Annotated in this window: 18 protein-coding genes; 11 read left to right on the top strand and 7 right to left on the bottom strand. The window is 66.4% G+C overall.

Annotated elements, in window-relative coordinates; genetic code table 11:
- Positions 1 to 16 precede the first annotated feature (16 nt).
- The gene (locus GJ631_RS07755) at positions 17 to 739 is read left to right on the top strand and encodes a DUF2103 domain-containing protein (protein ID WP_156708600.1); all 723 of its coding nucleotides are present in this window, start codon (positions 17 to 19) and stop codon (positions 737 to 739) included.
- On the opposite strand, the gene GJ631_RS07750 is transcribed toward GJ631_RS07755, so the two are convergent.
- Positions 736 to 1053 carry a hypothetical protein gene (locus GJ631_RS07750; protein WP_156708599.1) on the bottom strand — a complete coding sequence of 106 codons (318 nt, stop codon included), beginning with the start codon at positions 1051 to 1053 and terminating at the stop codon, positions 736 to 738. The two genes, GJ631_RS07755 and GJ631_RS07750, sit on opposite strands and share 4 nt — an antisense overlap.
- Before the next feature lie 91 nt (positions 1054 to 1144).
- Here GJ631_RS07750 and GJ631_RS07745 point away from each other — a divergent pair, with 91 nt between their 5' ends.
- The 7 genes from GJ631_RS07745 to GJ631_RS07715 all read left to right on the top strand — a co-directional run bounded on the left by GJ631_RS07745 (position 1145) and on the right by GJ631_RS07715 (position 3433).
- A complete protein-coding gene (locus GJ631_RS07745; protein ID WP_156708598.1) occupies positions 1145 to 1408 on the top strand; it encodes a 50S ribosomal protein L37ae in 264 nt (87 codons plus the stop codon).
- A 4-nt stretch (positions 1409 to 1412) separates the two neighbouring features.
- Positions 1413 to 1547, top strand: a complete 135-nt coding sequence (locus GJ631_RS07740; protein ID WP_015408900.1) for a DNA-directed RNA polymerase subunit P — start codon at positions 1413 to 1415, stop codon at positions 1545 to 1547.
- Between the two features lie 6 nt (positions 1548 to 1553).
- Positions 1554 to 1796 carry a KEOPS complex subunit Pcc1 gene (locus GJ631_RS07735; RefSeq protein ID WP_370518593.1) on the top strand — a complete coding sequence of 81 codons (243 nt, stop codon included), beginning with the start codon at positions 1554 to 1556 and terminating at the stop codon, positions 1794 to 1796.
- A 54-nt stretch (positions 1797 to 1850) separates the two neighbouring features.
- Entirely contained in the window at positions 1851 to 2246 is a 396-nt protein-coding gene (locus GJ631_RS07730; RefSeq protein ID WP_156708597.1) for a prefoldin subunit beta, read from the top strand.
- Between the two features lie 4 nt (positions 2247 to 2250).
- Complete coding sequence (locus GJ631_RS07725; protein WP_370518592.1) at positions 2251 to 2508, top strand: DUF3194 domain-containing protein; 258 nt, start codon at positions 2251 to 2253, stop codon at positions 2506 to 2508.
- A gap of 94 nt (positions 2509 to 2602) precedes the next feature.
- Positions 2603 to 2905, top strand: a complete 303-nt coding sequence (locus GJ631_RS07720; RefSeq protein ID WP_156708596.1) for a UPF0175 family protein — start codon at positions 2603 to 2605, stop codon at positions 2903 to 2905.
- A complete protein-coding gene (locus tag GJ631_RS07715; protein WP_156708595.1) occupies positions 2906 to 3433 on the top strand; it encodes a hypothetical protein in 528 nt (175 codons plus the stop codon).
- Here GJ631_RS07715 and GJ631_RS07710 read toward each other — a convergent pair.
- The 5 genes from GJ631_RS07710 to GJ631_RS18980 all read right to left on the bottom strand — a co-directional run bounded on the left by GJ631_RS07710 (position 3430) and on the right by GJ631_RS18980 (position 8768).
- On the bottom strand, positions 3430 to 5298 hold the full coding sequence (locus GJ631_RS07710; protein ID WP_156708594.1) for a DUF2070 family protein: 1869 nt from the start codon (positions 5296 to 5298) through the stop codon (positions 3430 to 3432). The two genes, GJ631_RS07715 and GJ631_RS07710, sit on opposite strands and share 4 nt — an antisense overlap.
- A 45-nt stretch (positions 5299 to 5343) precedes the next feature.
- Positions 5344 to 5898 carry a GMP synthase subunit A gene (locus GJ631_RS07705; protein ID WP_156708593.1) on the bottom strand — a complete coding sequence of 185 codons (555 nt, stop codon included), beginning with the start codon at positions 5896 to 5898 and terminating at the stop codon, positions 5344 to 5346.
- Positions 5899 to 6241: 343 nt separating this feature from the next.
- A complete protein-coding gene (locus GJ631_RS07700) occupies positions 6242 to 7777 on the bottom strand; it encodes a (R)-citramalate synthase (protein WP_370518591.1) in 1536 nt (511 codons plus the stop codon).
- A 174-nt stretch (positions 7778 to 7951) separates the two neighbouring features.
- On the bottom strand, positions 7952 to 8302 hold the full coding sequence (locus GJ631_RS18985) for a DUF192 domain-containing protein (RefSeq protein ID WP_370518590.1): 351 nt from the start codon (positions 8300 to 8302) through the stop codon (positions 7952 to 7954).
- 61 nt (positions 8303 to 8363) lie between these two features.
- Positions 8364 to 8768, bottom strand: a complete 405-nt coding sequence (locus GJ631_RS18980) for a hypothetical protein (RefSeq protein WP_231753923.1) — start codon at positions 8766 to 8768, stop codon at positions 8364 to 8366.
- Positions 8769 to 8891: 123 nt separating this feature from the next.
- Here GJ631_RS18980 and GJ631_RS07690 point away from each other — a divergent pair, with 123 nt between their 5' ends.
- From GJ631_RS07690 to GJ631_RS07680, 3 genes are read left to right on the top strand one after another with little or no spacing between them, the layout of a single operon-like run.
- Complete coding sequence (locus GJ631_RS07690; RefSeq protein WP_197424910.1) at positions 8892 to 10772, top strand: NosD domain-containing protein; 1881 nt, start codon at positions 8892 to 8894, stop codon at positions 10770 to 10772.
- Positions 10760 to 11497, top strand: a complete 738-nt coding sequence (locus GJ631_RS07685) for an ABC transporter ATP-binding protein (protein ID WP_370518589.1) — start codon at positions 10760 to 10762, stop codon at positions 11495 to 11497. Before GJ631_RS07690 ends, GJ631_RS07685 begins: the two co-directional genes overlap by 13 nt.
- A complete protein-coding gene (locus GJ631_RS07680; RefSeq protein WP_156708590.1) occupies positions 11494 to 12366 on the top strand; it encodes an ABC transporter permease subunit in 873 nt (290 codons plus the stop codon). The genes GJ631_RS07685 and GJ631_RS07680 overlap by 4 nt, the downstream gene beginning before the upstream one ends.
- A 23-nt stretch (positions 12367 to 12389) precedes the next feature.
- Here the strand turns inward: GJ631_RS07680 and GJ631_RS07675 are convergent, their stop codons facing one another.
- Positions 12390 to 12953: a nitrous oxide reductase accessory protein NosL gene (locus GJ631_RS07675; protein ID WP_156708589.1), complete on the bottom strand. Its 564-nt coding sequence runs from the start codon at positions 12951 to 12953 to the stop codon at positions 12390 to 12392.
- Between the last annotated feature and the right edge of the window lie 27 nt (positions 12954 to 12980).

Below are 12980 nucleotides of genomic sequence, written 5' to 3'. Positions count from 1 at the left end.
TTGCCTTCCGTCCCACATGGAGTGTCGGTGCTGTGGAACGCCGCTGGAACGCCCCGGCGACTACTGTCTTGTCTGCCGGAGCGAGAACGCCGACACCGTCGTCATCGACTGCGAACGCGAGCGTGCGACCGTCACCGCGCTGTTGGACGACGACATCGTCTCCCAGCGAACCGTCACGACGCGCCCCGAAAACGACCAGCGGTGGGCGCCGACGGAACTCCGCAACTACGCGGGTCGCATCGCCGACGAGATACGGCGCAAGCGCCCCGAGGAGGTGTACGCCACCGGCGACCGCGAAGTCGTCCGGGCGGTTCGCAGCGAAGTTCACTACCCCTTCTATCGCGTCGCCGACGACGACCCAATCGAGGCCGTCCGGCGCAAGCGCGGCGAACCGAGCCTAGAGGTCGTCGAGGCCTCCACCGAGGAGAAACTCGGCGGCAGCCACTCGACGCTCATCGGCGGCCGCGACGGACGGAAGGTAATCGATACCGTCGCGGGTCACCCGCACGTCAAGAAGATTATTCCCGGTCCCATCGATGCAGGCGGGTCGGGCTCGCGGACCGGCGTCCGTGCGAAGGCGACCCGCGCCGACGACACCGGCAACGTCCGACTCCTCATCCGTGACGGCTCCAGCGTCCAGGAGAACCGCGTCGTCACGACCGCGAGCGAGCGCGAGACCGGCGAGTACGTTCGGGCCGACCTCAACGACGCCCTCGTCGAAGCCGAACTGAAGGATTAACTCGGTCCGGCCTCGCTCTGGACGAGCCAGCCGCCCTCGATGTCGCAGGCCTCACGGACTTCGTATTCGATGTCGGTGTCCTCGCCGACCACCGAACCGCCCTCGACGGCCTCGATGCGGAGCGGCACGTCGAGGTTGCTGCCACAGCAGCCGACGCCGACGAACTCCTCGAGAACGTCGCCCACTGCGACGCGGTCGTTGGTCTTCCGTAAGTACGCACGGAACGACGGCTTCTCGACCTGGAATCGGCCCCACTCGCTGAGGTCGGCCGGATACGACACCACGAGGCGGTCGGCCGTCTCGGTTTCTCCCATACTCGATTTCGGGGACGGACGTAAAAACCGCTGTCGCCGGCTACCGCGAAACGTGAGACTTATCCGTTCGCTGGGTGGACAGTATGATACTATGGCCAAGAAGGGTACGACCGGGAGCGCCGGCCGCTTCGGCGCCCGCTACGGGCGCGTCGCACGGCGCCGCGTCGCCGACATCGAAGGCGAGATGGAGAACTCACAGGTCGACGGCGACGACGTCAAACGCGTCGGGACGGGCATCTGGGTGAACGAGGAGACCGGCGAGAAGTTCACTGGCGGCGCCTACAAACCGCAGACCCCCGCCGGCAAGACCGTCCGCCGCTCCATCCGCGCGGCGCTCGGCGAAGACGAGGAGTAGGCTCATGAGCTACAAGTGCTCCCGCTGTAAACGCGACGTCGAACTCGACGAGTACGGCGGCGTCCGCTGTCCGTACTGCGGCCACCGCGTCCTGCTGAAGGAGCGGAGCCGCGACATCAAAGAAGTCGACGTACAGTAAGCGGCCGTGCACGACGCGGAACTGGTTTTCGACTACGACACGCCCGAAGCGGCCGCGCTAATCGCCGACAGCGTCGGCCAGGAAATCGGCGAAATCGAGGGCGACCGCACGACCGCCGCCGTCAGTCGGGACGGCAGCCGACTCCGCATCGACATCGACGCCGACGACCTCGTCGCGCTGCGAGCCGGATTGAACACCTGGGCAACGCTCGTCGAGGTAGCCGAGCGGAGTATGAAGGCCGGTCGTTGAACGCGCGAAAACCGAAAGCGTGGCTTTTTCAGTATTCATCCCGACGGTCGGTGTATGCAGGGTAATCTACCGCCTGAGGCACAGGAGAAAATCGAGGAGCTCCAGGACCTTCAGGAGACCGCACAGCAGGTCGCACAGCAGAAACAGCAGGCCGAAACGCAACTGCAGGAGTCGAAGACGGCGCTGGAGACCCTCGACGACATCGAGGGTGACACGAAGATGTACCGAGAGGTCGGCGAACTGCTCGTCGAGACGGGCTACGACGAGGCCTACGAGGACCTCGAGGAGAAGGTCGACAGCCTCGAAGTCCGCACCCAGACTCTCCAGAAGCAGGAGGACCGCGTCCAAGAGCAGTTCGAGTCCCTCCAAGAGGAACTCCAGCAGATGCTGCAGGGCGGCGCAGGCGGCGGCCCGATGGGCCCCGGTGGCCCGGGCGCCGGCGGCGCGTAACGACGTGACCGACGAATCGAGCGGCGAGCCGAGCGACGAGGAGGTCGTCGAAGCCGCCTCCGACGCCGCCGAGGGGGTCGTCCTCTCGCGGTACAAGCAATCGGCGGTAACCGACCTCGACGTGACCGTGCGGTTCGAGGACGGCGTCCTCGAAGTCGACGTGTACCTCAACGCGCCCGAGGACCCCGACCCCGAAGACGTGGTGCAGGAGGCCATCGAGGCCGCAGAGGCGGCCGTCGACGAACTGTTCGAGGACGCCTAACCTCTCTTCGGGTTTTGCGGTCGCTACGTATTCAGCGGCGGCGCTATCCGTCGCGGCAACAGCGTTTTGTATAACAGTGTAGTACATTGTGTACATGCCCTCGATAAGCGCCCGAGTCCCCGACGACGAAAAAGAGGCGATAGAGGAGGTCGCAGCGCTGTTGGAAGAGGACAGAAGCACCACGATTCGGAAGGCACTCCGTGAGGGGTTGACGGAACTCCGGATTCGCGTGGCGGTCGAGCAGTACCAGTCCGGGGAGGTGTCGGTCAACGAGGCGGCGCGCCTCGCCGGTGTGAGTCTCGCCGAGTGGCTGGAAATCGCCAGAGAGCGAAACCTCACGTCGCAGTTGACGCCGTCCGACCTCGAAGCGGACGCTGACGCGGCGCGGGACCTGTAGATGCACATCTACGTGGACGCGAGCACGCTCATCGCGCTCGGAACGGTCGGGGAACTGGACCGACTCACCGTTTTCGACGGTCGTCTCGTCGTCCCCGAACGGGTTCGGACGGAGGTGACGTCCCAGCCGGCCGCGGAGAACCTCCGACGGTTCATCGAGACGCTCGAAGACGGCGGCCACGATGTCGTCCCCGACGGGATAGACGCCGCTACAGGGAAGCGTGCCCGAACCGTACTCGGTGAACCCGAACACAACGGCGACACCGAAATCGTCGCTGCCGTCCTCTCGAAGACCGACCGGGACGAGCCGATAGCGGTCGTTTCCGACGACAAGCGCGTCCGGACGGTTGCGGACGGATTGGGCGCGACGGTCACCGGAACAATCGGCGTCGTCGTGCGAAACGTGGCCGAGGGCGAACTCACCGCCGACGAAGCGAAGGCGCTCGTGCGCCGGCTCGACGCTCACGGGCTCCACATGACCGGTGAACTCCGGGAGGCGGCCGACGACCTCATCGACGAGACGCGTTAGCCGGCCAGCAGGAACACCAGGAGACTCACCGCCATCGACCCGCCGAGTACCGCAAGCAGCAGCGCCCCGCCCATCTGTATCATCGCGTTGGCCGTTGAAGCGAGTGTCTCGGTGCGGTCGTTGCCGAACACCGTCACCTCGGCGTGTTCGACGGCCATCCCCGCCTCGACGGGTTCGCAGTCGTCGACGGCCTCCGAAACGAGGTCCTCGACGAGGGAAACGAGGTCGTCAGTGTCGATGGCGCCGCCGACCTGATTGTCCGCTTCCATCGTGTTGACGATGTGTGTGTCCGTCGTCATCACCTCCGCAGTGTCGGCCTCGACCGCCGCGAGCAGTTCCTCGCGTAGGCCGGGTTCCATGTTGTTGCCGTCGACGAGGACGTAGGCGGTCCGCGTTCGGTCGTCGCCGTTGCCGACCTCGAAGACAGCCACGCGGACGCCGAGCGGTCCGATGCCGTCTTTCGGCTCCCAGTCGGTTTCGTCCCACGCGACGCCGACGCTGAGGGGTCGGCGCTCGGCGTTCGAGAGACGCTCGCCGAGCCGGCCCGCCGCTTCCATCATGTCGAAGGAGCGCCTCGACCCGGGGACGACGTGGCCGAGGTCATCGCCAGCGAGGCCGTCGTTGCAGTTGTGGGCGTCGACGAGCATGACGTTTCGAATCCCCGAGACGCGGGCCTCGGCGGCCGTCGAGAGGCCGACGGAGAAGTCCACGTCGTCGGCGAACGCCGGGGCGTGAGTACCGACGACGAGGGCGTCCTCGCCGATTGCCTGTCCGAGCAGTTTCGAGTCCCCTTCCTGCTCGCGGAGTCCGGGTGTGGCCTCGCTGGCGTAGTCGATACGGTCGTGGGCCGTCTCGGCGGCCTCGAGGAGGGTGTCGACCTCCCGTTCGGTGACGAGGTTGAAATCGTGGCCGGCGGTGGCGTGCGGCGGGAAGGCGAGGCCGTCGGTCGAGCGGGCGACGCGCTCGGGGAGGTTGCCGCCACCGATTTCGCCCATCGGTCCCGGGTGTATCATCGGCAGAACGAACCGGGCCTTCTCGGTGCCGTCGGCGCGTCGAACTCCGAGGACGGTAACGGGGACGACGGCGTCCTCGCCCAACTGGCCGAAGAACTCCTCCAACTCCCGGGAGCCCTCGGCGATGTGGCCGATGAAGCCGCCGACGAAGTCCAACACGGACACGCCGAGGTTGCGCCGCCACGGCCGGTCGATGGTAATCAAGAAGAGCTGGACTGCGAGGGCGTACACCACACAAATCGCGCCGAGGACGGCGAAGTCGGCCGGTCGAACGACGAGCAGTTCCGGCGGCGCGACCGCCGAGCGGGCGAGGTAGGTGTCCACGAGCGGGCCGCCAACGTCGAGATAGCGCGCGGCGCCGCTGTAGACGAACACGAGGACGGCGGCGACGAGCGTCTGGATGCTCGCGGGAACGGTGGCGACGAGAAGCGACCGTCGGGAGACGGCCATGACGACGAACAACCGGACGCCGAAGACGACGCCGAGCGCCATGATGAGCGCATCGACGATGAACGCCTGTCCGAAGCCGGCGACGACCGCCACGAGCGCCGCGAGGACCACGATGACGACGACGAGCACCTCACAGGCGAGTGCGAGCAGCGCCGAGCGGTTGTAGGTCAACCGCCCGCCGAGTCGGCGGTCGACCCACGGGGTCGTGAAGGCGGCGACGACCGTCGGCACGCCGATGTACACCATCCCCTGATAGGCGTCGTTGAGGGCGAACTGCGAATCGAAGGCGGCCAATCCGGCGACGGCCGCGACGAGCAGGGAGAGAAAGAGGCTGGCCGACCAGTCGGGCGCGCGGAAGACGAACCGCGACAGCGAGGCCAAATCGCCCTGCGTCCGTGTCATTATCCCGACAGGGGGTCGCAGCGCGGTTAAAACGCTCGGAGGTGACTACGCCGACTCACAGACCGCGATGAAGTTCTCGAACACCTCTTCGCCGCGTTCGGTGTGGGCGACTTCGGGGTGCCACTGGACACCGTAGAGGTTCCGGTCGGTGTCGCTCATCGCCTCGACGCCGCAGACATCGCTTTTCGCGGTGCGGACGAATCCCTCGGGCACTTCTTTCACCTCGTCGGCGTGACTGGCCCACACCCGTGTTTCGGGTGCGAGCGACCCGACGAGGGGGTCGTCGTCGTCGGTAATCTCGACGGTCACGTCGGCGTAGCCGCCGTATTCGCCGGATTCGACGCGGCCGCCCAACTCGTCGGCTATCAACTGCATCCCGAGACAGATGCCGAGCACCGGTACGTCGCCGCCGAGGTAGTCGGTGGAGTGGCCGATGCGGTCCATCGAGGGGCCGCCGGAGAGGACGATGCCGTCGGCGTCTACGTCTTCGGGTGGCGTCTCGTTGTCAACGATTTCGGTATCGATGCCAAGGTCGCGGAGCGCGCGGTGTTCGAGGTGGGTGAACTGCCCGTGGTTGTCGACCACGACGATTCGCGTCATTGAGTGTGCGTATCGCGTCGGCGCGTAAAAAGGGTCTGAAAGGCGTGCTATCGTCGCTCGGACATGGTCGGGGCGGTAAAAATCAGTATCCGCGAGGCGCGAAGCGCCGAGCGGTTCGCGGCGATGAGGTGCCCGGAGGGCACCGAATCGCCGTAGCGACGAGCGACTACCGCGCGGCGAAGCCGCGCGACAGGAGCGAGTCGCGCATATTTTCCCCAAGTTTTTGCCGAGTGGGTTGCGGGCCGCTGGCCCGCAACCTTATTACGTGGCGGCGAAGCCGCCACGCAACCGGTGTCGCGCGCCGAACGGCGCGCGACCCGTGTTCTCGTGCAAAAAGTGGGTGTTAGTCGTCAGCCAACACCGGCGTCTCCTCGTCGGCGAGCAGTCGGTCGAGGGCGTCGACCATCGCTCGCACGGAGGCCGTCGTGATGTCGGAATCCGAAGCGGCGACGGTGACCGTCCGGTCGCCACGGGACATTTCCACCTCGACGGTGACGACGGCGTCGGTGCCGCCGGTGATGGCGTCGACGTGGTATGATTCCAGTTGGGCGTTTGCGGCCGCACCCAGCGCCGAGCGGACGGCGGCAATGGCCGCATCGACGGGCCCGGAACCGGTCCCCGAGGCGACCCGTTCCTCACCGTCGACGGTCAGTCGAACCGAAGCGGTCGGCGTTCCACTACCGGAAGCAGCGGTGAGGTCGACCAACTCGACGCGGCGGTCGTACTCCCGGCCCTGGACTTCCTCGGCGATAGTCAGGAGGTCGGCGTCGGTGATGCGCTTGCCGCGGTCGCCGAGCGCCTTCACGCGGGAGACGACCTCCGCGAGTTCGTCGTCGGTGACCTCGATGTCGTGTTCGGAGAGGGCCGCCTCGACGCCGGCGCGGCCGGCGTGTTTCCCGAGGACGAGGCGGCGTTCGCGGCCCACTTTTTCGGGTGGGTACGGTTCGTACATCGCATCGTCTTTCAGCGTGCCGTCGGTGTGGATGCCGGACTCGTGGGTGAAGGCGTTCTCGCCGACGACGGCCTTGTTCGGCGCCAGCGGCACGCCGGTCGACGAGGAGACGAGTTGCCCGAGGTCGTACAGTTTCTCGGTGTCGAGCGTCTCGACGCCGTAGCCGTGGTCTAAGGCGATGGCGACCTCCTCGATGGCGACGTTGCCGGCGCGCTCGCCGATGCCGTTGATGGTGCCGTGGACGAGGTCGGCGCCCGCGGCGACCGCGACGAGGGTGTTCGTCACCGCCAACCCGAGGTCGTCGTGGGTGTGTGTCGACGTGGGGCCGAGTTCCGAAAGCCGGCTGTAAATGTCCAACATCCGGTCGGGCGTGGCGTGGCCGACGGTGTCGGGCGCACAGATGCGGTCGGCGCCGGCGTCCATCGCCGCGCCCATCAACTCCTCGAGGAACTCGATATCGGCGCGAGAGCCGTCCTCGCCGAGGACCTCGACCCACAGGCCGTGGTCCTTGGCGTACTCCACGAGGTCGACGGTCTTCTCGACGACGCTCTCGTGGGTGGTGTCGAGTTTCTCCTCGACGTGGCGGTCGCTGGCGGGCACGACGAGGTTGACGCCGTCGACATCGCAGTCGAGCGCGAGGTCGATGTCGTTTTTGACGCCTCGGGCGAAACTCGTCACGCGGGCGTCGAGCCCGAGGTCGGTGACCCGCGAGATGGTTTCGCGTTCGCCCGCGCCGGTGCAGGCGCTGCCGGCCTCGATGACGGCCACGTTGGCGTCGTCGAGCGCCAGTGCGATGTCTGCCTTCTCGTCGGGCGACAGCGAGATGCCCGGTGCCTGTTCGCCGTCGCGTAGCGTGGTGTCTAGGAACTGTACCTCGCAGTCTTCGAGGGGAGCAGTCGCTGGGTGGTCCCCGAATAACGTTGTCACGGTAGAATCCTCTGTGTTAGATAAGCGGTCGAATTTCTCGACCAGCCGCCGCGTGGCGACTTACTCTATCCTCTGCCGTATCGGTGTTCGGCATGGGTACAGGAGACACATTGGCGTCGGGGTTGATTAAGTTGCGGGTTCGCGCACGATTTCGGGCGACCGACGAAACCCCGCTTACAAGCCCTCAACGCGGATGGTATCGCCCGCTTCGACGCCGTCGGCCGCACCGGCCGGCAACTCGACGACGGTATCGGCTGCGGCCCGACCGCGGCCCGTCCACGCCGAGAGCCGCTTTACTGCCCGTACCTCTTCCTCGACGACCCAGACGGCATCGATGTCGAAGGGGACACACAGCATGTGGAGGCCGCGTTTGGTGGTCCGCCCGAACGGAAACACGAGCGCGTAGTCGTCCGGTATGGACCGCCGGAACATCAACCCGAGTCCCTGCGAGAGGAGGCCGTCGGCTACATCGACATCGGTTGCGAGGACCCGTTTGGTCTTGTCGGTTTCGTGGACGACGCGCACGGCGTCGGCTGCGTCGGCCCCCGATAAAAAGTCACGCCCGGTTTCGCGATTCGACGCCGGGTCAGCGACCGACGACGCGTTCGACGTTCGCCCGGACCTCGAAGTGCTTCCCGCCGCGAGCGATGTCGAATCCCATGAAGACGAACACCGCTGCGCTGACACAGGAGACGGCGAACAGCGCGGTTTCGCTCGTCGTCGCAGTGCCGGCAACGACGTGGGGAAGGTAGGTGGCGGGCAACAGTGCCGCGAACAGCAGATAGGTGGCGGCCGCAAACCCTCGCCACGAGATAGTGATCGGGCCGAGGGATAGCTCTGCGAGACTTCCCGCGAGCAGGGCGGTGACGCCCGCGAGCACCATCAGGGCGATTGGCGTCGACCCGAGCGCGCCGACGCCGAAGGCCGCGAGGAAGGCGGCCACTATCACGAGGTCGAAGGCCCCGAGATAGCGGAAGGAGGACTGTTTCATGTCCGTCAGTTTCGGCAGCGACCGTGTTAGACCTTTGCCGGCCCCCGGCGACGACTGCGACGGCCCTCGCGACTAGACGGTTACACCAGACAGCATATGTCTACAAGTCACGGAGAATCCGGTGTGAAGAGCAATCGATTCGTTGGAATCGGCCTCGGATTGCTGGTGGTCCTCGCTGCCGGGTCGTTCGTCGTCGCCCCTGGCGGGGCGCGACCGCCGCCGGTCGATTTCGACGACACCGTCAAAGTGGGATTGTCGTTGGAGGAGCGACAATCGATTGGGGAGCGGGTCATTCCACGGGTCCAAGTGAGTTACTCTCAGTATCCCTACGTCGTCGGCTACCGGGGACTCGGTCAAGCGGCGGAAGCGGTCGACGACCCACTGATTCACCAGCAGTTCGGCTATCCGCGTGTCGTCTACGTGGAAGTGGCACCCGCCGATGTCGAAGTCGACGACGCGGGACTGCTCGTCGGCGACCGGACGAACACGTGGCTCCCCGCCGAGGATGTCGCATACGTCGTCGGGTCGAACGCGACCATCGCCGACACCACGGTGACGGTCCCGTTCGAACGGGAAGCGGATGCATCGGCGTTCGCCGACGAATACGGCGGCCAAGTCGTCGAGTGGAGCGACCGGACCCGCTTCGAGGCGCCGGCCGGAAACGGAACGACCGCTCGAAGCCGCATCGACGCCCACCACGACCGAGCGGACACGACGGTCGCCGAACGGCACCGCCTTCTCGAACGCGAGACGTCCGTCGTGGTCGGTGCCAACGAACCCACGGTAGAGGCGGCCATCGAGGCCGCGCCGCCGAACACGACCGTTCTGCTCCCGCCGGGCACCTACGAGGGGCCAATCGTCGTCGACAAGTCGGTGACGCTCCGTGGCGACAACGCGACGATTGCTGGCACCGGCAACGGCTCGGTCCTCACCGTCCGGGCCTCCGATGCCGCAATTACGGGGCTCTCCATCACCGGTGTTGGCGGCGAACAGGAGAAAGAGAACGTCTCCGTCGAGGGGTGGGATTCCCACACCGTCGAGGCGTACGGCTACGCCGACTCGGGCATCGTCGTCGACGATGCCGACCGCGTCCTCGTCTTCCGGACCGACATCGCGACGCGAACCGCGGGAATCACCGTCCGGAACAGCGAGGAAACGGTGGTCGACACCGTCTCCGTCAGTGGTGCGGAGACGTGGGAAGACGGATTCATGGGCGTGACGACGATTCGGTCGCCAATCGTCCTCCAGAATTCGACGTTCGTCGACGGCCGTGACGGCGTGTACATGCACCGCTCGCCGGGCATCACGGTGCGAGAGAACCGCTTCGTCGGCGGTCGCTACGGGGGACATTTCATGTACACCTCCGACGGGTTGTTCGCCGACAACTGTGCTACGGGCCAACAGTACGCCGGCGTCGTCGTCATGACCAGTCCAACCGGCACCGCAATCAGCGGCAACACGGTCATCGAGTCGGGGCAGGGCATCGTCCCCAGCGGGTCCGACAGTTACGTGGGCGAGAACACCGTGGTCGGAACCCGACAGGGAATCTCGACGAACGCACGCAATTCGCTGTACACGAGAAACACCGTCGTCGGAAACGATGTCGGCTTCCGTTCGGCCTCGATTATCCCGACGAGTCGGGTGGTCGGAAACGATATCGTCGACAACCACCGGCCCGTCAACGTGGGGACGGGGCCGCTTCGAATCTGGAGCCACGACGGCGCCGGGAACTACTGGGGTGCCGAAGTGGACACCGACAGGGAGTTCGTCCCGAGCGACTCCGTCGACGGTCGACTCCACCGAGACCCGGCCGCGCGGACGCTCGCCGCCTCGCCGGTCGTTCGCGGCATCCGCGAGTTACGCACCACCGCGCCAGGGATGCGACCAGCCACCGTCGTCGATGCCCATCCGCGTTCTACCCCCGTAAACGAAACGCGCCTCGAACGTGGCCGAGCGCTCGCGAACGGAACCGCACCGACCGACGAACTGGGGTGTCCGGCGTGACCGACCGGCCGATTCTCGAAGTCGACGACGTCTCGGTTTCCTTCGGGCCCGTCGAGGTCCTATCCGAGTTGTCCCTGTCGATTCCGGAGGGGAAGGTCATCGCCGTCGTCGGCCCCAACGGCTCCGGCAAGACGACGCTCATCCGGACGGTCGTCGGCGACGTCCGGCCCGACGTCGGTGTCGGGTCGGTCACGTACCAGGGTCCCTCGGTTCCCCGCCCCATCGGCTACCTGCCACAGGACGCGACGTTCCGGTCCGGCTTCACCGCCGAGGAGACGCTCGCGTTCTACGGGTCGTTCGTCGACGGCGCCGAACCGACCGAGTTGCTCGAACGCGTCGGCCTCGAAGACGCGGCCGACCGACGAGTCGAAGCACTCTCCGGCGGGATGCGCCAGCTACTCGCCGTCGCACAGGCGACCGTCGGAGACCCACCGCTCGTCGTCCTCGACGAACCGGCGAGTGGTCTGGACCCGATGATGAGTACGCACGTCTTCGAAACGGTCGCGGCGATGGCCGAACGCGGTGCGACCGTCCTCGTCAGCTCACACGAAATCGACCTCGTCGAGGAGTACGCCGACGACGTGGCCGTAATCGCCTCCGGCGAAATCGTCGAGCGGGGGTCACCGAGGGCGCTTCGTCAGCAAGCCGACGCACCGACGCTGCGGGAGGCGCTGATGACACTCTCCGATAGCTCACGTCGGGTGACGGTCGTGGGGGAGACATGAGCCGAGCAGCGGCGTTCGTCGCCATCGCGCGGCGTGAACTCGACACCATCGTCCGGACGCGGTCGTATCTCGCGCTCACGGTCGGTCTCGCGGTCATCCTCTCGGGAATCGTCACCGGGAGCGATGCCCTGCAGGGCGGATACGTGCCGACCGCCGTCGACCTCCTGTTACCGCTGGAACTGCTCGTTCCGACCGTCTCGGTCGTCCTCGGCTACCGGGCGTTCACCGGCGAAAACGACGACCTGTCGATACTCCGGACCTACCCGGTGTCGACGGTGCTGCTCACCGTCGGCGTGTTCGTCGGGCGGGCCATCGCGTTGGTCGTGATTCTCGGCGTCCCGCTCGCGACGGTCGCTGTCCTCGTAGCGGTTACACCGGGCGTCGAATCCGCCGTGTTCGTGACCCACAGCGGGGTCGATTCGCCAGCCCTCTTCGTCCGATTCGCAACGCTGACGGTCGTCTTCGGCGTCGTCGTGCTGTCGCTCGCACTCGCTGTCGCAGCCCTCGCACGACGGAGTCGGACCGCACTCGCTCTCGCACTGTTGGTCTTCCTCGGCGTCGTCGCCGGGGGTGACCTGTTGGTCCTGTCCCGCCTCGGCGGTCCGGGGACGACGGTCGACCTCGCCTCGCTGATGGCGGTCAGTCCGAACAGCGCCTACCGTGGACTGGTGTTCGAGACGGTCATCGGCGTGGCGACGGCAGATTCGGGATTCGCCAATCCCGCGTTGAACGTCGTCGGACTCGCCGGCTGGTTGGCTGTCGGACTCCTCACGACGGGCATCGCGTTGGCTGCCCGGTCGTGGAACCCGCAGTTCGTCGCGACCTGGAAGGCGTGGCTACGGAACCGACTGCCGACGACCGAGAACTGAGGTCGCCTCCGCGTCGCCGACGCTTACCGGCCGATACCGGCGAGGGTCTCGTCCGTGACATCGGTGGCGGCCATCCGCTGGCCGCCGTACTCGTCGGCGAAGGCTTCGGCGTCGTCCGTCTCCGAGAAGGGAATCAGTGACGACCCCATCGCCCCCTCGACGTCGCTGTCGACGACGACTTCGAGTGCATCCGTCGCCGCGAACGCCGCGGCCTCGAAGTGCGCCGAGATGAGCTTCGCCTCCGACCCGGACACCTCGTAGTCGACCGACGAGTAATCCGTGAGGAACATCGCGACGGTACTCCAGCCCTCGTTTTCGCGGTCGATGGTGTATCGATACGCACAGGAGGCACTACAGAACTGCGCCGGTTCGTCGCCGTCCGCCGGCGAGTTCTCCTCGAAATACGTCTCCCCGACCGGGCCGGGATGGTCGGTGATCACCATTCCGCACTCGTCGCATTCGTCGCCCGACTCGATGTCCACGGGGTCGGGCGTCTCCTCGCCCGTGCAGCCGGCCAGCGCAGCGACCGTAACGGCAGCGGCACTCTTCGTGACTTCGCGACGGGTTACTGTGGGTCCAACGTCCATTGTATCTCGATAGCGCTTCGAGCAAGT

The organism is Natronomonas sp. CBA1123 (genome assembly GCF_009741925.1).
In the GTDB taxonomy this organism is placed as follows: domain Archaea; phylum Halobacteriota; class Halobacteria; order Halobacteriales; family Haloarculaceae; genus Natronomonas.
The sequence above is the reverse complement of the archived record's forward strand: the minus strand, read 5'-3'. Positions and strand labels throughout refer to the sequence as shown.

What these genes read in the sequence shown, in the direction of transcription:
- GJ631_RS07755 (WP_156708600.1), top strand. Translation starts at nt 17, where the DNA reads ATGGAGTGTCGGTGCTGTGGAACGCCGCTGGAACGCCCCGGCGACTAC.
- GJ631_RS07750 (WP_156708599.1), bottom strand. Translation starts at nt 1,053, where the DNA reads ATGGGAGAAACCGAGACGGCCGACCGCCTCGTGGTGTCGTATCCGGCC.
- GJ631_RS07745 (WP_156708598.1), top strand. Translation starts at nt 1,145, where the DNA reads ATGGCCAAGAAGGGTACGACCGGGAGCGCCGGCCGCTTCGGCGCCCGC.
- GJ631_RS07740 (WP_015408900.1), top strand. Translation starts at nt 1,413, where the DNA reads ATGAGCTACAAGTGCTCCCGCTGTAAACGCGACGTCGAACTCGACGAG.
- GJ631_RS07730 (WP_156708597.1), top strand. Translation starts at nt 1,851, where the DNA reads ATGCAGGGTAATCTACCGCCTGAGGCACAGGAGAAAATCGAGGAGCTC.
- GJ631_RS07720 (WP_156708596.1), top strand. Translation starts at nt 2,603, where the DNA reads ATGCCCTCGATAAGCGCCCGAGTCCCCGACGACGAAAAAGAGGCGATA.
- GJ631_RS07715 (WP_156708595.1), top strand. Translation starts at nt 2,906, where the DNA reads ATGCACATCTACGTGGACGCGAGCACGCTCATCGCGCTCGGAACGGTC.
- GJ631_RS07710 (WP_156708594.1), bottom strand. Translation starts at nt 5,298, where the DNA reads ATGACACGGACGCAGGGCGATTTGGCCTCGCTGTCGCGGTTCGTCTTC.
- GJ631_RS07705 (WP_156708593.1), bottom strand. Translation starts at nt 5,898, where the DNA reads ATGACGCGAATCGTCGTGGTCGACAACCACGGGCAGTTCACCCACCTC.
- GJ631_RS18980 (WP_231753923.1), bottom strand. Translation starts at nt 8,768, where the DNA reads ATGAAACAGTCCTCCTTCCGCTATCTCGGGGCCTTCGACCTCGTGATA.
- GJ631_RS07680 (WP_156708590.1), top strand. Translation starts at nt 11,494, where the DNA reads ATGAGCCGAGCAGCGGCGTTCGTCGCCATCGCGCGGCGTGAACTCGAC.
- GJ631_RS07675 (WP_156708589.1), bottom strand. Translation starts at nt 12,953, where the DNA reads ATGGACGTTGGACCCACAGTAACCCGTCGCGAAGTCACGAAGAGTGCC.